Annotated in this window: 24 protein-coding genes; 15 read left to right on the top strand and 9 right to left on the bottom strand. The window is 71.5% G+C overall.

Annotation, left to right across the window (positions count from 1 at the left end):
* Positions 1–6 precede the first annotated feature (6 nt).
* From PYR72_RS03240 to rfbB, 11 genes are all read left to right on the top strand, one after another.
* Positions 7–879 (top strand): 3-hydroxyacyl-CoA dehydrogenase family protein, encoded by an 873-nt coding sequence (locus PYR72_RS03240; protein WP_275460323.1) that lies wholly within the window; start codon positions 7–9, stop codon positions 877–879.
* A complete protein-coding gene (locus tag PYR72_RS03235; protein WP_180303649.1) occupies positions 876–1,154 on the top strand; it encodes an acyl carrier protein in 279 nt (92 codons plus the stop codon). Before PYR72_RS03240 ends, PYR72_RS03235 begins: the two co-directional genes overlap by 4 nt.
* Positions 1,147–2,262 (top strand): acyl-CoA dehydrogenase family protein, encoded by a 1,116-nt coding sequence (locus tag PYR72_RS03230; protein ID WP_275453764.1) that lies wholly within the window; start codon positions 1,147–1,149, stop codon positions 2,260–2,262. Before PYR72_RS03235 ends, PYR72_RS03230 begins: the two co-directional genes overlap by 8 nt.
* Positions 2,259–3,443 carry an HAD-IIIC family phosphatase gene (locus PYR72_RS03225; RefSeq protein WP_275453763.1) on the top strand — a complete coding sequence of 395 codons (1,185 nt, stop codon included), beginning with the start codon at positions 2,259–2,261 and terminating at the stop codon, positions 3,441–3,443. The genes PYR72_RS03230 and PYR72_RS03225 overlap by 4 nt, the downstream gene beginning before the upstream one ends.
* Positions 3,444–3,750: 307 nt before the next feature.
* The gene (locus tag PYR72_RS03220) at positions 3,751–5,004 is read left to right on the top strand and encodes a glycosyltransferase (protein ID WP_275453762.1); all 1,254 of its coding nucleotides are present in this window, start codon (positions 3,751–3,753) and stop codon (positions 5,002–5,004) included.
* 167 nt (positions 5,005–5,171) lie between these two features.
* Positions 5,172–6,671, top strand: coding sequence for an NDP-hexose 2,3-dehydratase family protein (locus tag PYR72_RS03215; RefSeq protein WP_275453761.1), 1,500 nt, complete (start codon positions 5,172–5,174; stop codon positions 6,669–6,671).
* Entirely contained in the window at positions 6,671–7,720 is a 1,050-nt protein-coding gene (locus tag PYR72_RS03210; RefSeq protein ID WP_275453760.1) for a Gfo/Idh/MocA family oxidoreductase, read from the top strand. The genes PYR72_RS03215 and PYR72_RS03210 overlap by 1 nt, the downstream gene beginning before the upstream one ends.
* Complete coding sequence (locus PYR72_RS03205) at positions 7,720–8,463, top strand: NAD(P)-dependent oxidoreductase (RefSeq protein WP_275453759.1); 744 nt, start codon at positions 7,720–7,722, stop codon at positions 8,461–8,463. Before PYR72_RS03210 ends, PYR72_RS03205 begins: the two co-directional genes overlap by 1 nt.
* Before the next feature lie 235 nt (positions 8,464–8,698).
* Positions 8,699–10,711: a carbamoyltransferase C-terminal domain-containing protein gene (locus tag PYR72_RS03200; protein ID WP_275453758.1), complete on the top strand. Its 2,013-nt coding sequence runs from the start codon at positions 8,699–8,701 to the stop codon at positions 10,709–10,711.
* Between the two features lie 330 nt (positions 10,712–11,041).
* Complete coding sequence (rfbA, locus tag PYR72_RS03195; RefSeq protein WP_275453757.1) at positions 11,042–11,950, top strand: glucose-1-phosphate thymidylyltransferase RfbA; 909 nt, start codon at positions 11,042–11,044, stop codon at positions 11,948–11,950.
* Positions 11,947–12,927, top strand: coding sequence for a dTDP-glucose 4,6-dehydratase (gene rfbB, locus PYR72_RS03190; protein WP_275453756.1), 981 nt, complete (start codon positions 11,947–11,949; stop codon positions 12,925–12,927). Before rfbA ends, rfbB begins: the two co-directional genes overlap by 4 nt.
* Before the next feature lie 352 nt (positions 12,928–13,279).
* Here rfbB and PYR72_RS03185 read toward each other — a convergent pair whose 3' ends face one another.
* From PYR72_RS03185 to PYR72_RS03175, 3 genes are all read right to left on the bottom strand, one after another.
* A complete protein-coding gene (locus tag PYR72_RS03185) occupies positions 13,280–13,948 on the bottom strand; it encodes a class I SAM-dependent methyltransferase (RefSeq protein WP_275453755.1) in 669 nt (222 codons plus the stop codon).
* 117 nt (positions 13,949–14,065) lie between these two features.
* Positions 14,066–14,389: a hypothetical protein gene (locus PYR72_RS03180; RefSeq protein ID WP_275453754.1), complete on the bottom strand. Its 324-nt coding sequence runs from the start codon at positions 14,387–14,389 to the stop codon at positions 14,066–14,068.
* Positions 14,390–14,409: 20 nt separating this feature from the next.
* Positions 14,410–15,195, bottom strand: coding sequence for an alpha/beta fold hydrolase (locus PYR72_RS03175; protein WP_275453753.1), 786 nt, complete (start codon positions 15,193–15,195; stop codon positions 14,410–14,412).
* Positions 15,196–15,365: 170 nt separating this feature from the next.
* Here PYR72_RS03175 and PYR72_RS03170 point away from each other — a divergent pair, with 170 nt between their 5' ends.
* The 4 genes from PYR72_RS03170 (at position 15,366) to PYR72_RS03155 (ending at position 19,611) form a co-directional block, all read left to right on the top strand.
* A complete protein-coding gene (locus PYR72_RS03170; protein WP_275453752.1) occupies positions 15,366–16,220 on the top strand; it encodes a metallophosphoesterase in 855 nt (284 codons plus the stop codon).
* Positions 16,217–16,897: a 4'-phosphopantetheinyl transferase superfamily protein gene (locus tag PYR72_RS03165; RefSeq protein WP_275453751.1), complete on the top strand. Its 681-nt coding sequence runs from the start codon at positions 16,217–16,219 to the stop codon at positions 16,895–16,897. Before PYR72_RS03170 ends, PYR72_RS03165 begins: the two co-directional genes overlap by 4 nt.
* A 172-nt stretch (positions 16,898–17,069) precedes the next feature.
* Complete coding sequence (locus PYR72_RS03160) at positions 17,070–19,118, top strand: BTAD domain-containing putative transcriptional regulator (RefSeq protein WP_343245508.1); 2,049 nt, start codon at positions 17,070–17,072, stop codon at positions 19,116–19,118.
* A 97-nt stretch (positions 19,119–19,215) separates the two neighbouring features.
* Complete coding sequence (locus tag PYR72_RS03155) at positions 19,216–19,611, top strand: GNAT family N-acetyltransferase (protein ID WP_275453749.1); 396 nt, start codon at positions 19,216–19,218, stop codon at positions 19,609–19,611.
* Between the two features lie 44 nt (positions 19,612–19,655).
* On the opposite strand, the gene PYR72_RS03150 is transcribed toward PYR72_RS03155, so the two are convergent.
* From PYR72_RS03150 to PYR72_RS03125, 6 genes are all read right to left on the bottom strand, one after another.
* Positions 19,656–20,462 carry a class I SAM-dependent methyltransferase gene (locus tag PYR72_RS03150; RefSeq protein ID WP_275453748.1) on the bottom strand — a complete coding sequence of 269 codons (807 nt, stop codon included), beginning with the start codon at positions 20,460–20,462 and terminating at the stop codon, positions 19,656–19,658.
* Positions 20,459–20,650 carry a hypothetical protein gene (locus PYR72_RS03145; RefSeq protein WP_275453747.1) on the bottom strand — a complete coding sequence of 64 codons (192 nt, stop codon included), beginning with the start codon at positions 20,648–20,650 and terminating at the stop codon, positions 20,459–20,461. Before PYR72_RS03145 ends, PYR72_RS03150 begins: the two co-directional genes overlap by 4 nt.
* Positions 20,651–20,719: 69 nt before the next feature.
* Positions 20,720–22,612, bottom strand: coding sequence for an ABC transporter ATP-binding protein (locus PYR72_RS03140; RefSeq protein WP_275453746.1), 1,893 nt, complete (start codon positions 22,610–22,612; stop codon positions 20,720–20,722).
* A 39-nt stretch (positions 22,613–22,651) separates the two neighbouring features.
* A complete protein-coding gene (locus tag PYR72_RS03135) occupies positions 22,652–22,777 on the bottom strand; it encodes a hypothetical protein (protein ID WP_013005803.1) in 126 nt (41 codons plus the stop codon).
* A 3-nt stretch (positions 22,778–22,780) separates the two neighbouring features.
* The gene (locus tag PYR72_RS03130; protein WP_275453745.1) at positions 22,781–23,401 is read right to left on the bottom strand and encodes a hypothetical protein; all 621 of its coding nucleotides are present in this window, start codon (positions 23,399–23,401) and stop codon (positions 22,781–22,783) included.
* On the bottom strand, positions 23,398–25,317 hold the full coding sequence (locus PYR72_RS03125) for an alpha/beta fold hydrolase (RefSeq protein WP_275453744.1): 1,920 nt from the start codon (positions 25,315–25,317) through the stop codon (positions 23,398–23,400). The genes PYR72_RS03130 and PYR72_RS03125 overlap by 4 nt, the downstream gene beginning before the upstream one ends.
* Between the last annotated feature and the right edge of the window lie 86 nt (positions 25,318–25,403).

Below are 25,403 nucleotides of genomic sequence, written 5' to 3'. Positions count from 1 at the left end.
AGCGATATGTTGGAAAACGATTCCGAAGCCTCGGGTGAAAAGCTCCGTCTCGCCGTGCTCGGCGCCGGCGTCATGGGTGTCGGCATCACCACGCTGGCGGTCGGACACGGTGTGCCCGTGACGCTCATCGACGTCGACCAGGCCAAACGCGCGGAGGCGGAAGCCCGCATCGCCCACGAACTACGGCTCGCGCGGCTGATGGGCGCCCTGCCGGACGACCTTCCCGTCGGGGGACTCGTCATCGGTGATTCGGTGTCGGAAGCGGCCGGATCGACCGCGGTCATCGAAGCCGTCACGGAAATCGCGGAGCTCAAGGAGAAAGTGATCGCGGAGGTTTCCGCGATCGTTTCGCCTGGTACTCTCCTGGTGTCCAACACGTCGTCCATTCCCATTGACGAACTGGCCTCGGCCGCCGTGCGTCCGGCAGAACTCGTCGGCACGCATTTCATGAACCCGTCCTATCTGATCCGCACGGTCGAGGTCATCCGCGGCGCCCGCACCGGCGAGGCCGCCATGGACTCCGTACGGACCCTGCTCACCACCCTGCGCCGCCGGCCCGTCGTGGTCCGGGACGCCCCCGGCTTCGTGACCAGCCGGGTCCTGCACCCGATGATCAACGACGCGGCCCGGGTGGTGCAGGAGGGGACCGCGACCGCCGAGGACGTCGACGCCCTGATGCAGGGCTGCCTGGGGCACGCCACGGGTCCGCTGCGCACCGCGGACCTCATCGGCATCGACAACCTCGTCGACTCGCTGAACGTGCTGTACGAGCGCACCGGCGACGGCGGCTGCCGTCCGTGCGACCTGCTGTTGGAGAAGGTCCGGGCGGGCGACATCGGCCGGAAGTCCGGCCGTGGTTTCTACGAATACGAGGGATGAAAGTCATGACCATGCCATCCGAGGGAACCGTGGAGAAGGAACTCCTCGACTTCCTGCACGTACGCACCAAGACCGTCTGGGAGGAGGACACCGACCTCTTCGCGGCCGGCGGGCTCTCGTCCCTGTTCGCCATGGAACTCGTCGTCCACCTGGAGAAGTCCTACGGCATCGCGATCCGGGGCGCCGACCTGCGGCTGGACAACTTCCGTACCGTCACGGGAATGGCGGCACTGGTCCGCCGTCTGCGCGCGGCAGCCGGGGACGGCGGTGAGTGAGCTCCTCGCCGAGGCGACCGCCTCGGTCACCGGCCTCGTCGGTGACCGGGCCGGTGACTGGGACCGCTCGGGACTGCTCCCCGCCGAGCTGCTGAGAAAGCTCGGCGCCGCCGGGCAGTTGTGCACCGGCGTGCCCACCGAGTACGGCGGCCTCGGCTGGGACAGCCGCACCGGTGGCGAGTTCACCGCCCACGTCGGCAGTCTGTGCAGCTCCCTGCGCAGCGTCATGACCTCCCAGGGCATGGCCGCCTGGACCGTCGAACGGCTCGGCGACGAGGCGCAGCGCCGCGCACTGCTGCCCCGTCTCACCTCGGGCGAACTGGCCGCCGTCGGCTTCAGCGAGAGCCAGGCCGGCAGCGATCTGTCGGGCATCGACACCCGCATCACCGTCGACGGCGACACCGTCGTGGTCGACGGCCACAAGGTGTGGATGACCGCCGCCCACTACGCCGACCTGCTCATCGTCTTCGGACGGATGGGCGACGGCGCCGCCGCCGTGGTCGTGCCCGCCCGGGCCCCGGGCGTCGACGTACGGCGGGTGGCCGACCCCCTGGGCTGCCGCGCCGCAGGCCACGCCGAGGTCCGCCTCGACTCCGTACGCCTCCCCGCCGACAGCGTGCTGGGCGGCGAGGGCCTGTCCCTGCCGCTGCTCGTGACCACCGCCCTGGCCTACGGGCGGATGTCGGTCGCCTGGGGATGCGTCGGAATCCTGCGCGCCTGCCTGGCCGCGACGACCCGGCACGCCGCGTCCCGCGAGCAGTTCGGGCAGCCGCTGGCCCGTCACCAGCTCGTCGCCAAGCACCTGGCCGACCTCTTCGTCGCGGAACAGGTCGCCTCCCGCGCCTGCGAACACGCCAGCCACCGCTGGGACAACGGGTCCCCCGACATGGTCGTCGCCACCATCCTCGCCAAACACGTCAGCGCCGGCCACGCCGCCCGCGGGGCCGCGTCCGCCGTCCAGGTCATGGCGTCGGCGGGAGCCCAGGACGGCCATCCGGTGGCCCGCGCCTACCGGGACGCCAAACTCATGGAGATCATCGAGGGCAGCAACGAGATGTGCGAACTCCTGCTCGCCCAGCACGCGTTGACAAGTGTGGAGCAGACATGAGCGACAAGACCGGCGCCGACGCGCCGGCCCTGGTGAAGTGCCTGGTCTGGGACCTGGACAACACCCTCTGGCAGGGCACGCTGCTGGAGGACGCGGAGGTATCGCTGTCCGACGCGATACGGGCGGCGATCGTCGAACTCGACGCGCGGGGCGTCCTGCAGTCCGTCTGCAGCCGCAACGACCACGATCTGGCCTGGGCACGTCTCGAAGCGCTGGGCGTCGCCGAGTACTTCGTCCTGCCCGAGATCGGCTGGGGACCCAAGTCCGAGGCGGTCCGGCGGATCGCCGAGGGCCTGAACTTCGCCCACCGGACCATCGCCTTCATCGACGACCAGCCCGCCGAACGGGCCGAGGTCGCCTACCACCTCCCGGACGTCCGGTGCTACCCCGCCGAGGAGGCGGTCGCCCTCACCGGCCTGCCCGAGTTCAGCCCCGCCGTGAGCACGGTGGACTCCCGGCGCCGGCGCGAGATGTACCAGGCCGGCTTCCGCAGGGAGACCGAACGGTCCGCCTACGAGGGCCCCGACGAGGAGTTCCTCCGCTCCCTCGACCTGGTCATGCGCATCGGACGGGCCACCGAGGAGGAGATCACCAGGGTCGAGGAACTCACCCTGCGCACCAGCCAGATGAACGCCACCGGAGTGCACTACTCCGACCGGACACTGCGCGAGCTGTCGGCGGACCCCGGCCACGAGGTCCTGGTCACCACCCTCACCGACCGGTTCGGACCGCACGGGGCCGTCGGCGTCACGCTGGTCGAGAAGCACCCGGCCGTGTGGCACCTGAAGCTGCTCGCCACCTCCTGCCGCGTGGTCTCCTTCGGCGCCGGATCGGTCATCCTGAACTGGCTCGTGGACCGGGCCGCCGCGGCCGGCGTCCATCTCGTGGCCGACTTCCGGCGGACGGACCGCAACCGCATGATGGAGGTCGCCTACCGGTTCGCCGGCTTCGACGAGGAGCCCTGCGCCTGTCGCGACGCCGTGCGGACCGCGCCGGCACGGGCGGCGCAGGGAGCGGAGGGAGCGGAGGGAGCGGAGGGAGCGGAGGAGCAGGAGTCGGCCGAGGTCGAACGGCTCCATCTCGTCGCCGCACCCCGGCCCCCCTCCACGACCGTCCGGCTCATCGCCCCCGACCTGACGGCGCGACCCGCCACGGACACCTCGGTCGTGGCCCCGGCGTGAGGGTCCCCCTGCCGAGGACGGCCCACGGCGGGCGTCCGGACCACCTCGTCCGGGAGCCCGCCGAGAACGCGTGCGCCATGGGCGTGGCCGGTCCGCCGGGAGCGCACCGGCCACGACCCGATCCGGGGTCCGCCGTCCGGCGATATTCCGACGCTATCCGTCCCGCCTAGGCTCGGCCCGGCCGGGACCGCTCGACGGCGGACGGGCTGTCGGCTCATCGACGGGCGAGGGCCACCGACAGCACCGGTACCTGACGCCGACCCCGGCCTGACGCCCGTCCGGCGGAGTGACGGACTCGAGGAGAACGATGCGGATCGTCCTGCTGACCATCGGTTCGCGCGGTGACGTGCAGCCGTTCGTGGTGCTCGGCGTCGAGCTGAAGGCTCGCGGGCACGAGGTGGTGCTGGCAGCCGGGGCGGAGTTCAAGAGCATGGCCGACCGGGCCGGTCTCGGCTTCCGGGCTCTCGAAGCGCTGCCCGCCGGGTACGCCGACTCGGTGCTGCGCGATCCGAAGGTGCAGGCCGCCCTGCGGCGTGGGCCGTCGATGTACCGGATGGCCATGGCGGCGCCACGGCTGACCGGTGCCCAGCAGCAGGCCCTGATCGACGAGATGGTGGCCGCCGGCGAGGGCGCGGACATGGTCGTCAACACCACGCTGACCCGGATCGGCGCGCTGGGCCGGCCGGACGTGCCGTGGTGTTCGGTCGCGTCCTGGCCGGTGACCGAGACGGCCGCGTGGCCCGCGCTGGGCGCGCCGAAGCTGTCGCTGGGCGGCGGTTACAACCGGTTCACCCACCGGGCCATGGGCGCACTGGAGTGGCTGGTGTACCGGCCCAGCGTGAACCGCGGCCGGACCGCCGCCGGGCTGCCGCGACTCGGGCTCCGCTCACCCTTCCGTGACGACGGGGCCACCCGGCCGCTGCTGTACCAGTTCAGCCCGCACGTGTTCGCGCCGCCCGCGGACTGGCCGGAGCAGTGTCACATCACCGGGTACTGGTCGGACGACGCGCGGTGGGACAATCCGGCGGAGGTGACCGAGTTCGTCGAACGCGGCGATCCGCCGCTGGTGGCCTCCTTCGGCAGTGCCTGGGCGGTGGACGGTCCCGGCCTGCTCGCGGCGAGCCTGGCGGCAGCGACGGCGACCGGACACCGGCTGCTGGTCGTCGGCGGCCCGGACGGCCCGCTGCCCGCCGGGGCCGAGGCGATCCGGACCGAGAGCGCCGACTTCGTCTGGCTGCTGCCCCGCGCCGCCGCCGTACTGCACCACGGCGGCCAGGGCACCACCGCGGCCGTGGTGTCCGCCGGCGTGCCACAGGTCGTCGTACCGTGCTTCGCGGACCAGCCGGTGTGGGCGAGCCGGATGGCCGCGCTGGGCGTCGCACCGCCGCCGGTGCCGTTCTCCCGGTTGACCGGCGACCAGCTGGCCGCCGCCGTGCGAACCGCCGTCGACGATCCGGCGATCGCCACGCGGGCGGCGGCGCTGGCGGCCGCGGTGCGCGCCGATCGAGGCGTGGCCGCCGCCGCGGACGTCATCGAGAAGCACGCCGTCACCTCGCGCTGACGGCTTCCGGTGGCAGCCCGGTCCGCGGCTCGGCTTCGCCCCGGAGCGGCCGACGGAACGTGCACGACGCTTGTTCGCCCTCCGGGTGAACCCCGTTTCCTGTCCCGCTCCGCAGAAGTTCGTTCTCTTCCCGGCCAGCGGGCCGGGGCATCCCCGAAGGAGTCCGAATGACCGCATCCCCGGTCGCCCCCGGTGGTCTGCCTCGGACCCACGACCCGTCGGCGGCGCTGCGTGTCGCCCGATCGGCACGGTCCACCCGGGGCACCGTGACGGCCGCACCGGACTTCCGGTCCTGGTTCGCCGAACGGCTGGCCATGGCCGGGACCACCACGGTCGCCGGTATCGACTTCGCCGACCTGGTCGGCTGGCGCTTCGCCGACGACACCGGCAACCTGGTGCACGACAGCGGGAAGTTCTTCGTCGTCGAGGGCCTGTCGGTGGCCGCCGCTCACGGCCCGGTGGCGAGCTGGTCGCAGCCGATCATCGACCAGCCGGAGACCGGTGTGCTGGGCATCCTGGTCAAGGAGTTCGACGGGGTGCTGCACTGCCTGATGCAGGCCAAGATGGAGCCGGGCAACTGCACCATGCTGCAACTGTCCCCGACCGTGCAGGCCACGCAGAGCAACTACACCGGGGTACACCGCGGCCGCCCGGTGCCCTATCTGGACATGTTCCTGTCCGCGCCACCGCGGTCGGTGCTCGCCGACGTGCTGCAGTCCGAGCAGGGCTCGTGGTTCTACCGCAAACGCAACCGCAACATCGTCGTGGAGGCCACCGCGGACGTCGAGGTGCTGCCCGGTTTCTGCTGGCTGTCACTGGGCCAGGTGCACGCGCTGCTCGCCGAGGACCACGTGGTCAACATGAACACGCGCACGGTGCTGTCCTGCCTGTCCTTCTCCGGGCCGAACCTCGTGGGCGAACTCGGCGGTGGCGCGTCGGGGTTCCGGGCGGCCCTCGTGCGGTCGATCGACACGGAGTGGGGCGCGCTGCACACCGACGGCGAGATCCTGAGCTGGATCACCGACCTGCGGTCCCGCCGCGAGATCGAGGCCACCCCGATCCCGCTGCGCGAGGTGCGCGGCTGGCGCCGCCGGCCCGACCGGATCACTCACGACACGGGCGCCTTCTTCGACGTCCGCGCGGTCGCGGTGGACGGCGGGGGCCGCGAGATCGACAGCTGGACGCAGCCGATGATCGCCCCGCACGGGCTCGGCGTCGTGGCGTTCCTGGTCGCCCGGTTCTCCGGGGTGCTGCACATACTGGTCGGCGTCCAGACGGAGCCGGGCCTGGACTTCGTCGAGCTGGCGCCTACGGTGCAGTGCACGCCGGACAACTACGAGCACCTGCCGGCCGAGGCCAGGCCACCCTTCCTGGACGACGTGCTGGCCGCACCGGCCGACCGGATCCGGTTCGACACCGAACTCTCCGAGGAGGGCGGCCGGTTCTTCCACGCCCGTACCCGGCATGTGATCGTCGAGGTCGACCCGGTGGTCGCGAACGGCGCCGGACCGGCCCGGCACCGGTGGATGACCCTGGCCCAGATCGTCGGGTTGCTACGGCACAGCCACTACATGAACGTGCAGGGCCGCAGTCTGGTGGCGTGCCTGCACAGCCTCGTGGCCCGCCCCGATGACGACCGTCCGGTCGCGCCGGGTGGGGGCGCCTGATGGCCCGGCCTCTCACGGAACCCGCCCCCGGAGCGGACGTCGACCCGGCGGCGACGGTACGGATCGGTGTGCTCGGGGCGGCATCCATCGCGTGGCGGCGCATGCTGCCTGCCCTGACCGGTACGGCCGGGGTGTCGGTCGCGGCCGTCGCGAGCCGGGATCGGTCCAGGGCCGCGGCGTTCACCGAGCGGTTCGGCGGCGAGCCGATCGAAGGGTACGCGGCGCTGCTGGAGCGCGCCGACATCGACGCGGTCTACATCCCGCTGCCTAACTCCCTCCATCACCCGTGGGCTGCGGCCGCGCTCGCGGCCGGAAAGCACGTCCTGGCGGAGAAACCGCTGACGACGTGCGCCGCCGACACCGCGGATCTGGTGCGCCTGGCCGAAGCGAACAACCTCGTGCTGCGGGAGAACTTCACGTTCCTGCACCACCCGGTGCACGCGGTCGTGCGGGACCTGGTGACCGCCGGTCGCATCGGCGAGCCTCGGCACTTCACCAGCTCGTTCTGCTTCCCGCCGCTTCCCGAAGCCGACGTGCGTTACCGGCCCGAACTGGGCGGCGGGGCGCTGCTGGACGTCGGCGTCTACCCGATCCGGGCGGCACAACTGTTGTTCGGCAACGAGATCGAGGTCGCGGGCGCGGTGCTGCACGCGGATCCGGTCACCGGAGTCGACGTGTCCGGCAGCGTGCTGCTCACGGCCGGCGACGTGGTCGTGACGGCCGAGTTCGGCTTCCGGCACAGCTACGGTTCCCGCTACCGGCTGTGGGGCTCGTCCGCCCAGCTGCTGCTGGAGCGCGCGTTCACCCCACCCGCGACCCACCAGCCGGTGCTGCGCATCGATGAACAGGACCATGCCGAGGAGATCGTGACGCCGGCCGCCGACCAGTTCGCCCGATCGGCTGCCGCCTTTACCGCCGAGGTCCGAGCCCGCCGAGCCGGAGTGCCGGACCCGGCAGCGGCGTCCAACGCCGACACCCTGTGCACCGCCGAACTCCTCGACGCCGTCAGGGCATCCGCGCGCGTCGTCACCGTGTCCGGAGGGCACTGATGCGCGTCATCGGCCGGGGCTTCATCGCGAGCCACCTCAGCACGATCGCCGACCGGCACCCGCACGCCGTGGTGGTGGCCGCCGGTGTGTCCAGCGTACGGGTGACCGATCCGGCGGAGTTCGCCCGGGAGCGGGCGCTCATGGCCGATGTGACGCGGCGCTGCCTGCGGGAGAAGCTGACCGTGGTGGTGCTGTCGACCGCGTCGCACGCGATGTACGGCTCGACCGACCACAGCGTGGAGGAACGGGAACCCGTCTCGCCGGGTTCGCCCTACGGGCGGCACAAACTCGGGCTGGAGCGGCAGGTGGCGGACTCGGGCGCGAACTGGCTCGTGCTGCGGCTGGCGCACGTCGTCGGCGCACGCCAGCGGCCGCACCAACTGCTGCCCGCGTTCGTCGAGCAGGTGCGTTCGGGAACCGTCCGACTGTACCGGGACACCTATCGCGATCTGGTCGACGTGCGCGATGTCGTGTCCGTCGCGGACGGTCTGCTGGCGGCCGGCGTGCACGGCGAGGTGGTGCACGTCGCCTCCGGCACACCGGTTCCGGTGACCGCGATCGCCGCCGGGGTGCGGGCTCGGATGGGCCTGCCGGCCCGGCTCGAGGTCGTCGACGCCCCGCCGGCGCGCACCACGGTCTCCACCGCCCGGTTGCGGGCCCTGCTGCCGAACGCCGTCCTGCCGGGCGGCGCCGGCCACCTCGATCGGCTGCTCGACCGGTACGTGGCCGACTACGCCGGCTGAACTCGCCCCCGGCCGGTGTTTCCCGCCGGCCGCCGGCTTGCGCTGCCGCGCACCGGATCGTCGTCCTGACCAGGCGCGTCCGGACCGGCCGTCGGCGATATTCATCCGCTATCCGTGCCGCCTAGGCTGCAGCAGAACTCCCAGGGCCCGCGTCCACGCAGTGTCGTGGTCCGGCAGGGGCCGCAGCCCGACGGCTGACGGATCGTCAAATCAACGACAGGTTGGGGTGGTCACGATGTTGGTGCTCGGGCTGAGCGGAAACTTCTCCGCGCGGGACTCGGATCTGGTCCCCCTCATGCCGGACCAGTTGTTCCACGACTCGGCCGCCTGTCTGGTGCGGGACGGCGAGGTGATCGCCGCCGTCGAGGAGGAACGGTTCAACCGGATCAAAAAGACCACCAAGTTCCCGGTCAACGCGATCCGCGCGTGCCTGGACGCGGCGGGGGTGACGGTCGACCAGCTCGACGGCGTGGCGTACTACTTCCCCGAGGAATTCGTCGACACCACGCTCAACTTCTTCTACACCGTCCACCCGAAGGTGCCCACGGTGTACTGCCGCCAGCTGATCAAGCAGTGGTTCGCCGAGGAGTTCGACTGGGATCTCGGCGACGACAAGCTCGTCTTCACCCCGCACCACGACGCGCACGCCGTGGCGGCGGTGGCCCGGTCCGGGATACCGGAGTCGCTGGTGCTGGTCCTGGACGGCCGCGGCGAGGAGAACTCCGGCACCGTCTACCGATCGGGCGAGGGACAGCTGGAGAAGCTGGCCGACTACCCGGTCTTCAAGTCACTGGGCATGCTCTACCTCAACGCCACCCAGCTGCTCGGCTACGGCTTCGGCGACGAGTACAAGGTGATGGGCCTGGCACCCTACGGCGACCCGGCGACCTTCCGCGACGCCGTCGGCTCGCTGTACATGCTGGGCGACAAGGGCGACTACAACCTGCTGCCGAACATGACGGTGCCCGACCTGGTCGGCCCGTCGATGCTCGCGAGGGGCATCACGCCGCGCCGCAAGGGCGAGCCGTTCACCCAGCAGCACAAGGACCTCGCCGCCGCGACCCAGGAGGCGCTGGAGAGGATCGTGCTGCACGTGCTGACGCACTGGGCGGAGTCGACCGGCCTGTCCCGGCTGTGTTTCGGCGGCGGCGTGGCCCACAATTCCACCCTGAACGGCAACATCCTGCGCTCCGGGCTGTTCCGCGAGGTGTTCGTGCACCCGGCGTCGCACGACGCCGGCGCGAGCGAGGGTGCCGCTTTCCTCGCGGCCGACCAGCTGGGCGGTGCGGCCCGGCCGGTGCGCCGGTCCCGCACCGCGAGTTCGGGCCCCGCGCTGGGCACCGAGGCGGAGGTCCGCGACCGCCTGGGCGCGTGGGGTGTGGTGGTCGACGTCGAGCGGCACGAGGACATCGTGCCGGTCGCGGCCGGACTGCTGGCCGACGGCTCCGTCCTGGGCTGGGCGCAAGGACGTTCGGAGTTCGGCCCGCGGGCGCTGGGCAACCGGAGCATCATCGCGGACGCCCGGCCGGCGGAGAACCAGACCAGGATCAACGCGATGGTGAAGCAGCGGGAGAGCTACCGGCCGTTCGCGCCCGTGGTCACCGCCGAGGCCGCGGCCGACTACTTCGACCTGCCCGCCACCAAGGCGAACTACGACTTCATGTCTTACGTGGTTCCCGTCCGCGAGGAGCGCCGGCCGGAACTGGGCGCGGTCACCCACATCGACGGCACCGCGCGCGTGCAGGTCGTCGACCCGGTCGCGAACGAACGGTTCCACCGGCTCGTCGCGGACTTCGGCGAGCGCACCGGCACACCGGTGCTGCTCAACACGTCCTTCAACAACAACGCGGAGCCGATCGTGCAGACCGTCGACGACGTGGTGACGTGCTTCCTCACCACCGATCTGGACTACCTGGTGGTCGAGGACTTCCTGGTGCGCCGGCGTTCGGCGGACCCGTCGGCCGGTCTGGACGCACTCGTTCCCCGGATGCGGCCGGTGACCAGGCTGGCACGCCGGCACGGCACCGGGGCCGCCGCAGCGGGTCCCGCCTGGCACGAGATCTCCCTGGACTACGCCGGAGCTCCGGTGGCCAGGGTGTCGGAGGAACTGTTCACGCTGCTCGGCGTCGTGGACGGCGTGCGCACCGTCGGCGAGCTGGCGAAGGAGGCCGGTGTCGTCCCCGACGAGGTGCGTGCCGAGCTGTACGACATCTGGCAGCAGCGGTACCTGACGCTGACCCCGGCCTGACGCCCGTCCGGAGGAGCGACGGCCTCGACGAGAACGAGGAGGGCCCGCCCTGCGGCGCGGGGCCGTCGATCCGAGCGGACGCACGCACCGGGAACCGGTGCGGCTGCCGTGCCCACCTGCTTCCCGGTGAACTTCCCAACCCAGCACGGGATATGACGTCACGTCATGGACGAGGCCGGCACGAACCGGACCGATCCCGTACATGCGGCGACCCTGCTCGAAGTCCCCCGCGCCCGGTCGTCGGCCCGCTCCACCAAGACGCGCAGGAGAACGGCTCGGGACGGGCCCCCGACGATGCCCGAACACCGACCACGAGGGAGCGTGGCACGCATGAAGGGGATCATTCTGGCGGGCGGCAACGGCACCCGCCTGCAGCCCCTCACCTTCGCGGGTTCCAAACAACTCGCACCGGTCTACGACAAACCGATGATCTACTACCCGCTCTCCATGCTCATGCTGGCGGGCATCCGGGACATCCTCGTCATCACGCGTCCTGCCGACCTCCCCGCCTTCCAGGCGCTGCTGGGCGACGGCCGGCAGCTGGGGCTGTCCCTCGACTACGCCCCGCAGGACGAGCCGCGCGGCATCGCCGACGCCTTCCTCGTGGGGGAGGACCACATCCGCGGCGAGCAGTGCGCGCTGGTCCTCGGCGACAATCTCTTCCACGGCGCCAACCTGCCCGCCATGCTGCGGCGTACCGCGCTCAAGATGGGGGGCTGTGTGCTGTTCGGCCACGAGGTGGCCGACCCGGAGCGGTTCGGAGTCGCCGAGATCGACGCGCGGGGCGAACTCGTCTCCATCGAGGAGAAGCCCCTCCATCCGCGCTCGAAGCTCGCCATCCCGGGGATGTACTTCTTCGACACCCAGGTCACGGACATCGCCAGAGACCTGGAGCCGTCCCCCCGGGGCGAGCTGGAGATCACCGACCTGCTGCGCGTCTATCTGGAGATGGGCACCGCCGAACTGGTGTGGCTCGGCAGGGGCGTCACGTGGCTGGACACCGGCACTCATGAATCCCTGCTCGAAGCGGGCACGTTCGTGAGGGACACACAGCGCAGACAGGGCACCCGCCTCGGCTGCATCGAGGAGATCGCCATGCACATGGGTTACATCGACCCCGACGACTGCCAGGCGCTGGGTGCGAGCATGGGCAATTCGCCCTACGGCGAGTACGTCATGGAGCGCGCACGCCTGCGCAAGGCGGGCCTGGTGCTTCCGCTTCCTTCGGAGGGTCTGTGAATCTGCTGGTCACCGGCGCCGCCGGCTTCATCGGCTCCGCCTATGTACGGATGCTGCTCGCGGGCGACACCGCGCAGCGCGGCGGGGTGTCCCAGGTCACGGTGCTGGACAGCCTGACCTACGCCGGGAGCCTGGACAACCTCGATCTCGGCGATCCCCGGCTGACGTTCGTCCGGGGCGACATCTGCGACGCCCCCCTCGTCGACAAGCTGATGCGACAGGCCGACCAGGTGGTGCACTTCGCCGCCGAGTCCCATGTGGACCGCTCGATCGTCTCTGCCGACGCTTTCGTGCGTACCAACGTCACGGGCACCCAGACCCTGCTGGACGCCGCGCTGCGACACGGCGTCGACCGCTTCGTGCACGTGTCCACGGACGAGGTCTACGGCTCGGTGGAGACCGGCTCGCGCACCGAGGGGGACCCCCTCGACCCCAACTCCCCCTACGCGGCCTCCAAGGCGGCCTCGGACCTTCTGGCCCTGTCGTACCACCGCACCCACGGTCTCGACGTGCGGGTCACCCGGTGCAGCAACAACTACGGGCCGCGGCAGTTCCCCGAGAAGATCATCCCGCTGTTCCTCACGACGCTGCTCGACGGCGGTGACGTCCCGCTGTACGGCGACGGGCTCAACCGGCGCGACTGGCTGCACGTCGAGGACCACTGCGCGGCCGTGGAGCTGGTCCGCGCCGGCGGTGTCGCGGGCCGTGTCTACAACATCAGCGGCGGTATCGAGCTGAGCAACCGGGAACTGACCGCGCGGCTGCTCGCGGCGGTCGGCGCGACCTGGGCGCGCGTACGGCAGGTACCGGACCGCAAGGGCCACGACCGGCGCTACGCGATCGACTGCACCAGGTTGCGGACCGAGTTGGGCTACCGCCCGCGGCGCGACTTCGAGTCCGGGCTGGCCGAGACTTTCGCCTGGTACCGCGACAACCGGGACTGGTGGGAGCCCCTCAAGAGCCGGCAGCTCGCCTGAGAGCAAGCGGCCGGCGCGCACCGGCGCCGGCCGCCCCGCCAGGATCTCCTCGGCCGCGCTGTCGAGCGTGACGAGCGCCCTTTCATCGGGATCGACCCCTGCGTGCGATGCGGCACTGTGCCACCCCGCATACGGCCGATCGGAACGGCGAGCCGCCGGGTCGGTTCGGTGCCCTGCCCTGCCCCGCGTCTGCGATCTCACCGTCCTGCGCAAGACGTACCGCTCTGCGCACCTGCTGAGTGCTCCACGCGTGGGCCTCGCCAAGCCGCTGGACCTGGCCGGATGACCAGCAGTGCGGCAACGACCCCTCGAACGACCCCTCGAACGCGCCCTCGACCGGAGTCCGGCGCCGTCAGGCGTCCTTGCGTCGGGCGAGCGTGATGCCGTCGGCCATGGTGAGCATGCTCAGGTCGACCCGCTCGTCCGTGCGCAGGCGGGCGTTGAGTTCACGGATGCCCGTGGTGTCGGCGTCCGTGAACTGCGGATCGGTGACCCGGCCGAAGAAGAGCGTGTTGTCCACGACGACGAGGCCGCCGGGTGCGAGCAGTTCCATGGACAGCTCGTAGTAGCGCGGGTAGTTCGCCTTGTCCGCGTCGATGAACACCAGGTCGAAGACGCCCTGGCCCTCGTCGGCGAGCAGTTTCTCCAGAGTCTCCGCCGCGTCGCCCACCCGGAGGTCGATCAGGCCGTCCACGCCGGCCCGCTTCCAGAACTCCGCGCCGATCGACGGCCAGCGATCGGTGATGTCGCACGTCACCAGTCGGCCGTGGGCCGGCAGGGCGCGGGCCATGCACAGGGTGCTGTAGCCGGTGAAGGTGCCGATCTCCAGGACCGCGGCCGCCCGGGTGAGCCGGACCAGCAGCGCGAGGAACTGGCCTTCCTCCGCGGGTACTTGAAGCGCGACACCGCCGGGCAGCTCGGCGGTCGCTTCGCGCAGTTCCAGCAGGAGGCCGTCCTCGCGCAGCGAGGTCTGCCTGACGTACTCCAGAAGCCGTGGCGTCATGCCGATCTGTTCGGCCATGGGGGATCTCCGTCCCGGTGGGAGTCGGTGTGAGCGGCACGCCGGGCGGCGGGGGAGCGCCGGACGACGAGCCGTGCGTGGTCGGGTACGGACCCGCCTCGGCGTCGTTCCGCGCGGTCAGCGCCCGGCGTGCCCGGGGGTGGGGGAAACCTGGGGGCCGTGGCCGCCCACGCCCTCGTCGTCGGCGCCGTGCCACAGCCGGGCGTCGTAGGGAATGTCGGGCACCGGAATGGTGGCCCGTCCTCCGGCCGGCGGGCGGGCCGACACGGCGTCGGCCGGTACACCGACGAGTGAGCGGGCATGCAGGCGCAGCCGCTCCACGTCGTCGGCCAGTCTGGTGAGCGCGGGAGGCTCGCCGAACCCGGAGGACCGCAGTGAGCCGACGCAGTGCGCCAGCCGGTCGAGGGTGTGGAGCAGTTCTCTGACGGCGGCTGGGGGCATCGAGCTTCCTCCGAGTCTGCCTAGTGCGTGCCCGCGCCGAAGACCGGGAGCGAGCTCAGGCGATCGCGGACCGTGCGGTGCACCGCGTCCGCATGATCATTGAGAAAGAAGTGACCGCCCTGGAACACCTGCGTGGCGAACGGCCCTTCCGTGTACTCGCGCCACGCCTCGACCTCCGCCACGGCCGCACGCGGGTCGGCGTCCCCCGTCAGCGCGACCACCGGGCAGCGCAGTGGCGGTCCCGGCACATGGACGTAGGTCTCCGCCGCGCGATAGTCGCCGCGGATGGCGGGCATGACCATCTGGAGGATCTCCGGGTCGGCCAGTGCCACGGCGCCGGATCCGCCCAGCAGCTCCAACTCCCGCAGGATCCCCTGGTCATCGCGCTGGTGGATGTACTCACTGCGTTCGAAGCGCGGCGCCCGGCGCCCGGAGAGAAACACGGTGACCGGGCTGTTCGCCCCGCCCTCCCGCTCCAGTCGGCGCGCCACCTCGTAGGCGAGGGTGGCGCCCATGCTGTGCCCGAACAGCGCCAGCGGCCGGTCGTCGGCCGATGCGGTCAGGACCGGAACCAGCCGGTCGACCAGCTCCGGAACATTGTCGACGCACTTCTCGCCCCGCCGGTCCTGACGGCCCGGGTACTGCACGGCCAGCACCTCCGCGGCGGGCGGCAGCGCGCCCGCCATGGCGTGGTAGGCACTCGCCGATCCTCCGGCGTGCGGGAAACACACGAGCCGTGTCCGGGCCCGGGGGGCGGCCACGAAGCACCGGAGCCACAGGTCCGGTTCCTCGGCGCTTCGATCCATCGTCCGTCCTTCGCCCTGGTAGTTCATGCGCCTGGCGGCAACGTAACGGAGGTTAGGCAGCCCGAATCGGTGGCGGCCACCCCTAGCCACCCCCTACAACCCCCAGAGATCCTTCCAGCCACCCCAGATCCGCTGCCTCGGCGCGGGCAGCAGCCGGTAGAAAGTGCTGCATGAGATCTTCCGGACGGGTACCAGGCAGGCTCATGGCAACAAGTGATCTCCATGTGGCCTATCCGGAGAACCGGCACATCGTGGCCGGCATGCGTCCCCAGTCCGACGACGACTGGCTCATCGTGGCCGGCGACGTCGGTGAGATTACCGAGGACTTCACGTGGGCGCTGACCCTGCTGCGAGAACGATTCGACACTGTTATCTGGGCGCCGGGGAATCACGAACTCTGGACCCCTCCCGGCGACCCCGTCCAGTTGCGCGGGGAGGAACGCTACCGCCACCTCGTGGACATCTGCCGCGGGCTCGGTGTCCTCACCCCGCAGGACCCCTATCCCGTGTGGGACGGACCGGGCGGCCCCGTCACCGTCGCGCCCCTCTTCGTCCTCTACGACTACAGCTTCCGCACCCCCACCGCCGCGACCAAGGAGCAGGCGCTCGCCCAGGCGTACGAGGCCGGTGTGGTGTGCACCGACGAGATGCTCCTGCACCCCGACCCCTACCCGAGCCGCGAGGCGTGGTGCCACGCCCGGCTGGTGGAGACCGAGCGCCGGCTCGCCGAGCGCGATCCCGAGCTGCCGACCGTACTGGTCAACCACTTTCCCCTGGTACGGGATCCGACGAGAGTCCTGTACCACCCGGAGTTCGCCCAGTGGTGCGGAACCGAGCAGACCGCCAAGTGGCACGTGCGGTTCGACGCCAAGGTCGTCGTCTACGGCCATCTGCACATCCCCCGCACCACCTGGCACGACGGGGTCCGCTTCGAGGAGGTCTCGGTCGGTTACCCCCGCGAGCACCGGCAACGCGGCATGCCTCGCGGTGTCCTGCGCCAGATCCTTCCGGCGGTGACCGCGTGATCGACCAGTTGCTGCCCGCCACGGTGGCCTCCGCCTGGTCCCGGGAGGACCTGCCCGACACCCGCCTGTACCCGGAGGAGGAAGCGGCACTCGGCGACGCCGTCGACAGACGCCGCCGCGAGTACACCACCGTACGGGCCTGCGCCCGCAGGGCCTTCACCCAGCTCGGCATGGAACCGGCCCCCGTCGTCCCCGGCCACCGCGGGGCGCCGCGATGGCCGGACGGGCTGGTGGGAAGCATGACGCACTGCGCCGGCTACCGTGCCGCCGCCCTCGCCCGGGCGTCCGACGCCCTCGCCCTGGGGATCGACGCCGAACCCCACCAGCCCCTGCCGGAGGGGGTCCTCGACGTCGTGGCCCGGCCCGAGGAACGCTCCTGGATCACAGGGCAGGGCGGTGGTACCGGAGTGTGGTGGGACCGGCTGCTGTTCGGTGCCAAGGAAGCCGTCTTCAAGGTCTGGTACCCACTCACGGGCCGAGAACTGGACTTCGACGAGGCCGTGGTCGATTTCCGTGCCCGGGACATCGCCCCGGGACACGCGTCGGGTGTCTTCGACGCCCGGCTGCTGGTGCCCGGTCCATCCATGCTCACGGAACTCTCCGGCCGCTGGCTGGTGCGGGACGGCCTGTCCGTCACCGCGATCGTCCTGCCCGCTCGGCCACCCGCACACGGGTGACGGTCGAGGACAGGGTTCCACCCACTGTCGCGTCGCGTGGTGCGCGCCCAGCGTGCCACGGGGGACCTCGCGATCGACGGAAATCGCATCATGTTTTCGTAGGGGTGAGGCAGTTATGGAGTTCTTGTTGCTAGGTCCCCTGGTCATCCGGTCGGGCGGGAACGAGTTGCGAGTGCCCGCCGCGAGGCAGCGGGTGATTCTCGCCGCCCTCGTGCTCAACGCGAACCGAGTGGTCCCGGTGGACAACATCGCGAGCTTTGTCTGGGACGGCACCCCGCCGCCCAGCGCCGTCGCCACGATCCGCACCTATGTCATGAGGTTACGTCAGGTCCTGGGCAGGGCCGGGAGGGCGCGGATCACCACCCGAGCGCCCGGCTATCTGATCGAACTGGAGGAGGACGAGACCGACCTCGGACGGTTCACCGCCCACCGGAAGACCGCCGACGCCCTCGTCCAGGCGGGCCGCACCGCGCAAGCCGCCGAGGAACTCCGCAAAGCGCTCGCCCTGTGGCGGCACGACCCGCTGATGGACGTACCCTCGCGCATCCTTCAGGACATGGAGGTCTCCCATCTGCAGCGGCTCCATCTGCAGACGCGCACCTGGTGCGTGGACCTCGAACTCGATCTGCAGCGCCATGCCGAGATCCTGCCCGAGCTGTGGCAGCTGGTGCGGGAACATCCGCTCCACGAGGGGCTCATCGGCCGTCTCATGCTGGCGCTGTTCCGCTCGGGCCAGCAGCCGGAGGCCCTCGACCTGTTCCAGCGGACCCGCGCCGCGCTCATCGACCAGCTCGGCACCGAGCCCGGCTCCGAACTGCGGGCCGTTCAGCGGCGCATCCTGCGCGCCGAGGACGAACCGCCGCGGCACCGGGCCGCCTTCGAGGAGCGCCCCGAGGTGCACGGCGGCCCCGGCCGCTCCTGGCCCGGCTGGCCGACCCCCGCCCAACTGCCGCAGGGCGTCACTGACTTCACCGCCCGGGACCGGGAGACCGCCGCGCTGGAACGGCTGCTGCGCGGCAAGGCGCCCGCCGCGGGCCCGGCCACCACGGTCGTGATCAACGGTGCCGCCGGCATCGGCAAGACCGCGCTGGCCCTGCACGCGGCCCACGCCGTCCGCGGCGACTTCGCCGACGGACAGGTCTACGCGGACCTGGAGGGCAGCACCGAAAAACCCGCGCAACCCGCGGAGGTTCTCGCCCGGTTGCTCGTCGGCCTCGGGGTGCCCGATGTCGCCGTGCCGAGAACGATGGTCAACCGCGCCTCTCTCTTCCGGTCCCTGGTCGCCGACCGCCGCATGCTCATCGTGCTCGACGACGCCGCGAGCACCGCCCAGGTCCGCCCCCTCGTCCCCGGCAGCGGCGGAAGCCGGGTGATCGTCACCAGCCGCCACCGGCTCGCCGACCTCGAAGGGGTCCACGACGTCACCCTGGACGCGCTCGACGAGGAAGCCTCGCTGCAACTGCTGGAACGATTCGCCGGCCGTTCCCGCATGGACGCCGAACGCGCCGCCGCACACCGGCTCGTCGAAGCGTGCGCCGGTGTGCCGCTGGCCCTGCGCATCGTCGGCACCCGGCTGCGCTCACGCCCCCGCCGCAGCCTCGGAGCCCTGGCCCACCGCCTGCTCGAACAGCGGCGCCTGCTCGACGAACTGCACATCGGCGACCTGTCGGTCCGCACCGGACTCGACGCGGGATATGCCGCCCTGCGCGGCCGGTCCGTGCACGGCATCGATCTCGCGGCGGCGTTCCGCACACTGGGCGCGGGCAACATGCCGTACGTCCGGGGCGAGACCGCGGCGGTGCTGCTGGGCTGCTCCCAGGAGAACGCCGAGGACGTGCTCGACGTGCTGGTCGACGCACACCTGCTGCGCGAGCACGACCACTTCCGCTACCACCTCGACGCTCTGGTGCGCGCCTACGCCCGTGAACGCGCCGACGCCGAGGAGGCTCCGGAGTACCAGGTGGAGACACTGCGCTGCCTGCTCCGGTGGTATCTGCACACCCTCGTCCGGAGCGTTCGCCCGGGCCGGACGGGGGAGGCGGAAGGGACGTACGTACTGCGCCCGGCGACCGTGATCTGGACGGACGACGACCGTGCCGGACTCGTCGAGGCCCTCGCCGAGGCGGACCGGACCGGCGTCGACCTGGTCGGCCGCCGGCTGGTCGGTGAACTACGGGCACGGATGCCACCGGTCATGGCGCCCCGTGCCGCGTCCGGGTGAACCCCGGGCAGCCGCGGACCGTCACCCGGCCCGACCTCCCGGACGTCGCCGCCGTCCCCTTTCTCGCGGCGGTCGGCGGTCGCCCTACGATCGGCGTGTGACGATCTCGTACGAGTGGCGGGGCCACTTCGACAACACGGCCCTCGACGCACTGCACGCGGACGGCTTCGGCCATCCGGTGACCGCGACGGACTGGCGCGGACGACTGGAACGGCACAGTCTCGGCTGGGTCTGCGCGCGGGAGGACGGAGCGCTGACCGGCTTCGTCAATGTCGTCTGGGACGGCGGCGTCCACGCCTTCGTCCTGGACACGGTGGTCGCGGCACATCGTCGTGGCAGCGGCGTCGGCGTCGCGCTGATCGAGACCGCGGCCCGCGAAGCCCGTGCCGCGGGATGCCGGTGGCTGCACGTCGACTTCGAGGAGCACCTGCGGCCGTTCTACGTCGACGCCTGCGGGTTCAAGGACACGGCGGCCGGTCTGATCGCACTGTGACGGGGGGCCGGGACGTGCCCCGGCCCCCCGTGCTGCCCCGGCGGTCAGGGTTTGACGTAGGTGCAGATGGCCAGCGGGGACTCCGGGGAGTAGGGGGGCGCGTCGGCGGGCCAGTCGCCGAAGCGGTTCTCGGGGACGAGCCCGGCGGCGCGGGCGTAGGCGTCCATCTCGTCCGGGTCGGTGAGCCGGGAGATCTCGGTGCCGACGCGGGTCGTGCCGTCGGCCTCGTACCAGACGTGGGACAGGTGCCACAGCGACCCCTGCGGCAGCAGGACGGAGTGGCTCTGCAGACCGGTGCCCGGCTCCGGGTAGGGCGAGAAGTACGTGGCGCGGGCGCTGCCCTCGTGCAGGGCGACGATGGCCGGCTTGTTGTGGGTCTCGATCACCAGCCTGCCGCCGGGGGCCAGCAGTTCGGCCGCACGACGCACCGCCGACTGCTGCTCCTCGGGCGTGAGCAGCATCGACAGGGTCGCGCAGACGCAGTACACGAGCCCCACGGTCCGCTCGGCGGTGTAGACGCAGATGTCGTCGTGCACGGGCTCGACGGGGGTGTCGTCGGCCAGGTCGCGGCGGAGCACGTCGAGCATCTCCGGAGAGGAGTCGACGCCGGTGACCGGTCCGACGCGACGCGACAGCGGGAGCGCTATCCGGCCGGTGCCGACACCGAACTCGACGGTGCCCAGGGCCGGATCGGGATGCAGGAGGACCAGGCGCTCCACCTCGTCGGTTACCGAGGCGTCGTCCGGGAACAGCCGGTGGTACCAGTCGCCGAACTGCCGGCCGTAGCCGATGTCCTCGACGACGGCGCTCGACGGGGCGCCGGGCGCAGGGGGTGTCGTGGTGCTGCTCATGGGTGCTGCCTCCGCTTCTTGGACGGGGTGTGCCTCGGGTGGACGGTGCTTCTGGCCTGGGAGCAGGCGCCCCACAGCACCACGAGGGCGACGCCGATGACGGCGGGGGTGCTGACGGCCCCGGTGGCGATGAGGAAGCCGATGATGCCGAGGGCTACCACGGACGGGATGAGCAGAAAGTCGTTCATGGACTTCTCCTGTCGGGATGTCTTTCTCCTGTCGGGGTGGATCCGGTGGTGCCGCCGGTCCCCGCCGGCTCAGGACGCCAGGTCGCTGAGTTCCTGGAGCCGGGCGAGCCGGCGGTACAGCTCGCTGTGCCGGTGGAGTTCGTCGTGCGTGCCCACGGCGTGCACGCGCCCCCGGTCGAGGACGACGATCTGCCGGGGCTCGGTGACCGTGGACAGGCGGTGGGCGATGGCGATGACCGCGCAGAAGCCGGAGATCATCGCGATGCTGTCGCGCAGCGCGTTCTCCGATTCGGTGTCGAGGTTCGCGGTGGCCTCGTCCAGCAGCAGGAAACGGGGCGCCTGCAGCAACGTACGGGCGATGGCGAGGCGTTGACGCTGACCGCCCGACAGGCCGGCGCCGCGGTCGCCGAGCGCGGTGTCGAGACCCTGGGGGAGCGCGGCGATCACCTCGGTCAGGTTGGCCATGCGCAGCGCCTCGGCGATGTCCTTGTCGTCGGCGTCCGGCGCGCTGTAGGTGAGGTTCTCCCGGACGGTGCCCCGCAGCAGGGTGTGGTCCTGGTCGACGTACCCGACGATGGACCGCAGGCGGTTGAGCGGCAGGTCGGTGATGTCCGTGCCGTCGATGCGGATCACGCCGGCCACCGGGTCGAAGAGCCGCTCGATCAGCTGGAAGACGGTGGACTTGCCGCCGCCGGAGGGGCCGACGACGGCGGTCAGCCCCTCGGCGGGGACGGTGAACGAGACGCCGTCGAGGACGACCTTGTCGCTGCCGGGATAGGAGAACCGGACGCCGTCGAAGACCAGGCCGGGTTCGTATCCGCGCCCGAACGCGCGGACGGTACGCGGCTGTTCCGCCGGACGGCTGCCGTCCGGGTCCGTCTCGACCTCGATCCTCCCGAGTTCCGCGAGCCGTTCCACCGACGCCCTGCCGATCTGGAACTGCGCGATCGACTCGAACAGCGTCAGCAGCGGGGCCACCAGATAGAACAGGTAGAGGATGAAGGCCGTGAGGTCGGCCGTCGGCATGGCCCCGGTCGCGGTGCGGGCCGCGCCCAGACCGATGACGACCGTCAGGGCGAGCTGGGTGCCGATGCTCATGGTCGGGTCCAGCAGCGACGACATCACCGTCACCTTGATCCCCGACTTCCGGGCCCGCCGGGCGATGGCCGCGATCCCCTCGGCCTCCCGGTCCTCGGCCCGGGACGCCTTCACGGTGGGCATCGCCCCGAGCACCCGCAGCAGGGCGGTGCCGAAGGTGCCCAGGTCGGTCTGGTTGAGCAACGACACCTTCCGTACGCCGCGCGCCAGATAGAGCGAGACGACGCTGGTGGCGCCCAGACAGACCAGGGTGGCGGCGAGGAGCACCGTGTCGATATAGGCCATCAGGACGACACCGCCGACGACCAGGAAACTGTTGTTGAGGATGCTGTCGATCGCGTGCGTCATCGTGGAGCGGGCGAGCATGGTGTCGCTGACCATCCGGGAGAACACATCGCCCTGCTGGAGTCCGCTGTACGCGCGAAACCGGGAGCGCAGCAGCCGCGAGGCCAGGTTCCTGCGGATGTCGTAGACGATGTTCTCCCCGGCCAGCCCGATGACGTACGAGTGGAGCGCGCCCAGGGTGGCGTCGGCGATGAACAGGGCCGCGCCCACCATGATCGGGCCGGTCAGCGAGCGCCCCTCGCCGACGGCACCGACCAGTTGACCGATGACCGCGGGCTGGGCCAGGGACGTCGCGGCGCCCAGCAGGCCGAGGAGGATGCCCAGCAGGACCATGCGGCGGTGCCGGCCCATGGCACGCCAGGGCCGGGCCCCCTCGCCCCACAGCAGATGCAGGTTGAGCTGGGGCACCGCCCGGTGCGCGGCACGCCGTCCGGCACCGGGGGCGCCCTCCTTCTCCAGGCTCACCGGCGGATCCTGCGGGCGGGTGTGCCGCCCCCGGCCGGCCGGACGGTCACTCATCGCGCGCCCCCGGCCCCGCCGTGGCCGCCCGGACCCGGGTCACTCGTGCTCCCCGCCGTCCTCGTCCGGTTCCGCGCGGTCCCGGGCGAGCCGCAGGCCCGCCTTGAGCAGACCGACCGCGAAGATCAGCAGGCCGAGGAGGATGAAGGGGGTCGCGTTGTCCATGGGTCACACCTTTGCGGGGGTCTTGGCCGGGGTCCGCGTCAGCGGCGTGCCCGGGGCTTGCGGGTCCAGCGGGACGAAGGGGGAGACGAACAGCAGCGAGGGACGGTGGCGCGTGTCGTAGCCGGTGTCCTTGGCCAGGGCGAACTGGAAGCCGCGGACGTCCGCGGGCACGGGCCCCCGGGACCTGATGAGGACGCGCAGGTGCTCGGTGACCATCCGGTACCCGGGGGTGCGTGCGGCCCCCTCGAAGCCGCCGAACTCCAGGGTCGGCAGGATGTCGGCGCACGCGTCGACGATCCCCTTGTCCGCGCGGCGGGTCGGGAACCACACGAGGTGCTGGGGCTTGCGGGTCTCCGTCGCGAACGCGTCCTGCCACGCCGAGGCGCTGCCGTCCGCGTCCACCGTGCGGTACAGGAAGTGGCTGTCGTGCATACAGGGGTTGGGGGCGAAGAACCGCCAGTTCGGAATCAGGGACAGCACGTCCTTGGCACGGAACCGGGAGAACTGCTCGAAGGGGTGCTGGCCGGCGACGGTGACGACCAGCATGGCCGCGCCGGCGATCCGCCAGGCCGCGCCCTCGCCGGTGAACGGGTTGCGCGACAGGAGTCGTCGGGGGGTGCTCATCGCGCGGTCTCCTTGTCGAGCGTGACGGACCGGGCCGGCCGGGGAGCCCCCGCCTTTTCCTCGACGCCCTGGAAGAACGCGAGGACACGGTCGGTGACCTGGTGGGCGTAACGGCTGTTGATCAGCAGCGAGTCGTGCCCCGCGCCCTCGACGACGACCGTCTCGCTGGGCGCCCGGCGGTGCGCCTCGGCGAGTTCACGGTGCATCAGCAGCTGCTCGGGGTCGCGGTCCACCGTCCGCTGGGCGGAGATCACCAGGGCGGGCACCCCGTCGATCCGGTCGAGCGGTCCGGAGAACGTCTTGAAGTCCTCCTGCAGCGCCGCCCATTCGCGGCGGGCCGCGTACCACATGCGCGCGTCCCCGTACTGGGCGAAGACCTTGTCGTGGTAGGCGGTGGGCAGTTCCTTGATCCACCACGGGCGGGTCAGCAGGGCACCGGTGCCCAGGCGCAGTGCCCGGCTCATGGACGCGAAGGAGCTGCCCAGACCTGCCCCGGTCACCCGCTGCTGGGCGGAGCGGTTGAACTGGTCGGGGTGCGAGGAGTCGAGGTAGACGACGCCGTGCACGCGGTCACCGAGCTGCCGGACGGCACGACGGGCGAGTTCGCCGCCGATCGAGTGGCCCACCAGGATCACCTTGCGGTGCGGTGCCACGGCCCCGTTCACCAGGTCGACGAGATCGTCGACGGACTCCGAGAGCCGGTAGGCGGTGACCGCGCGGCGGCGGCTTCCGGCGTAGCCGGCGCGGGCGTAGGTGAGGACGCCGTACGTGGTCTCGTAGGACAGGCGCTCGCTGATCCAGGCGTAGTGCTCGCTGGTGGACAGCAGGCCGGCGGCCAGCACGAAGACCGGCCGGTCGGTGTCGCCCGCCGCCATCTCCTCGTACTGGAGCCGGTTGCCGTGACGGGTCGTCAGCACTCGGGAGGTCCGCCAGCCCTCGGTGGCGCGCATGCGCCGCTGGACGGCGGTGACGGCCGCGGCCGCCGTCGCCCCCGCGAGCGCGGTGAGCGCCGCGGGCAGAGCGCGGTCGTCGCGTCCCGCGACGGCGGGATGCGTGCGGGGAGCCGCGGTGTAGGCGATCAGGGGGTGCATCGCGGGGAACGCGGTCGCGAACCGGCCGAGCCCCATGAAGTAGCCGTTGGCCAGGTGGAACGCGGCGGCGCTCGCGAGCACCGGCCGGGTCAGCCGGCCGCCCTTGAGGTAGGCGAGCGGGAAGAGGCACTCCAGCGCCAGCACGCTGTGGGCGAGCAGTTTGGCGGCCCGGGGGTTGTTCCGGATCCAGGTGTGCATGCCCTGGTGGCCGTAGGTGTGGGTGCGCATCACGCCGGGCAGGGCGGAGCCGTCGCGCCAGTCGGGGCCCAGCAGCTTCACCCAGCCGGAGACCAGGTAGGAGAGGTTGGACTGCAGGGCGACGTACCACAGAAGGGCGTCCTTGGCGGCCGGCGAGGGCACCAGGCGGGCGCCTCCGGTGGCGAGTTGGACGAGGGTCGCCACCTGGTCGGCGCCGTCGCTGCCGTAGTGCTGGCGGGGGCCGAGCAGGGCCGAGGTCGCGCCGAGGAAGAGGCTGCCCGCCCCGCGCCAGGCCGACCTGCCCGGCAGCAGCATCGCGGAGGCGACCGCGGCGCGCGTCACGTGCAGGGCCGTCGTGGTCCGCTGACCGCTGGCGAGGTCGATCAGCCGGCGCACCAGCGGGTTCGCGTGCGCGATGCTGTCCCGGGCGATCTCCCAGTCGTTCATGCCCCCCTTGCCCATCTCGTGGCGCTGGGTGAGGTATTCGAGGGACGAGGTGAGGCTCGTCGCGGCGGCCAGCCGCTCCGACAGGCCCAGCGCACGGTCCCGGCCCACCGGTATCGGGCTGAACACCGCGGAGGCGACCCGGCCCGGCACGGCGGAGTTGATCCTTCGGACGAGTTTCATGGAACCTCTTTTCCTGGTACTTTTGAGCACGTTTTTCGCGTGCGGAGGAACCCGCTGCCGGACCAGAACAGCCCTCTGGTCCGACA

Source organism: Streptomyces sp. VNUA24, from assembly GCF_029167005.1.
Taxonomy (GTDB): domain Bacteria; phylum Actinomycetota; class Actinomycetes; order Streptomycetales; family Streptomycetaceae; genus Streptomyces; species Streptomyces scabiei.
This window is presented reverse-complemented; position numbering and strand designations above follow the sequence as displayed.

Excerpts from the sequence above, each read along its gene's own strand:
- PYR72_RS03135 (WP_013005803.1), bottom strand. The coding sequence starts at position 22,777 with ATGGACAACGCGACCCCCTTCATCCTCCTCGGCCTGCTGATCTTCGCG.
- rfbA (WP_275453757.1), top strand. The coding sequence starts at position 11,042 with ATGAAGGGGATCATTCTGGCGGGCGGCAACGGCACCCGCCTGCAGCCC.
- PYR72_RS03185 (WP_275453755.1), bottom strand. The coding sequence starts at position 13,948 with ATGGCCGAACAGATCGGCATGACGCCACGGCTTCTGGAGTACGTCAGG.
- PYR72_RS03235 (WP_180303649.1), top strand. The coding sequence starts at position 876 with ATGAAAGTCATGACCATGCCATCCGAGGGAACCGTGGAGAAGGAACTC.
- PYR72_RS03125 (WP_275453744.1), bottom strand. The coding sequence starts at position 25,317 with ATGAAACTCGTCCGAAGGATCAACTCCGCCGTGCCGGGCCGGGTCGCC.
- PYR72_RS03220 (WP_275453762.1), top strand. The coding sequence starts at position 3,751 with ATGCGGATCGTCCTGCTGACCATCGGTTCGCGCGGTGACGTGCAGCCG.
- PYR72_RS03170 (WP_275453752.1), top strand. The coding sequence starts at position 15,366 with ATGAGATCTTCCGGACGGGTACCAGGCAGGCTCATGGCAACAAGTGAT.
- PYR72_RS03150 (WP_275453748.1), bottom strand. The coding sequence starts at position 20,462 with ATGAGCAGCACCACGACACCCCCTGCGCCCGGCGCCCCGTCGAGCGCC.
- PYR72_RS03225 (WP_275453763.1), top strand. The coding sequence starts at position 2,259 with ATGAGCGACAAGACCGGCGCCGACGCGCCGGCCCTGGTGAAGTGCCTG.
- PYR72_RS03145 (WP_275453747.1), bottom strand. The coding sequence starts at position 20,650 with ATGAACGACTTTCTGCTCATCCCGTCCGTGGTAGCCCTCGGCATCATC.
- PYR72_RS03210 (WP_275453760.1), top strand. The coding sequence starts at position 6,671 with ATGGCCCGGCCTCTCACGGAACCCGCCCCCGGAGCGGACGTCGACCCG.
- PYR72_RS03200 (WP_275453758.1), top strand. The coding sequence starts at position 8,699 with ATGTTGGTGCTCGGGCTGAGCGGAAACTTCTCCGCGCGGGACTCGGAT.
- PYR72_RS03180 (WP_275453754.1), bottom strand. The coding sequence starts at position 14,389 with ATGCCCCCAGCCGCCGTCAGAGAACTGCTCCACACCCTCGACCGGCTG.
- PYR72_RS03140 (WP_275453746.1), bottom strand. The coding sequence starts at position 22,612 with ATGAGTGACCGTCCGGCCGGCCGGGGGCGGCACACCCGCCCGCAGGAT.
- PYR72_RS03130 (WP_275453745.1), bottom strand. The coding sequence starts at position 23,401 with ATGAGCACCCCCCGACGACTCCTGTCGCGCAACCCGTTCACCGGCGAG.
- PYR72_RS03205 (WP_275453759.1), top strand. The coding sequence starts at position 7,720 with ATGCGCGTCATCGGCCGGGGCTTCATCGCGAGCCACCTCAGCACGATC.
- PYR72_RS03175 (WP_275453753.1), bottom strand. The coding sequence starts at position 15,195 with ATGGATCGAAGCGCCGAGGAACCGGACCTGTGGCTCCGGTGCTTCGTG.
- PYR72_RS03215 (WP_275453761.1), top strand. The coding sequence starts at position 5,172 with ATGACCGCATCCCCGGTCGCCCCCGGTGGTCTGCCTCGGACCCACGAC.
- PYR72_RS03240 (WP_275460323.1), top strand. The coding sequence starts at position 7 with ATGTTGGAAAACGATTCCGAAGCCTCGGGTGAAAAGCTCCGTCTCGCC.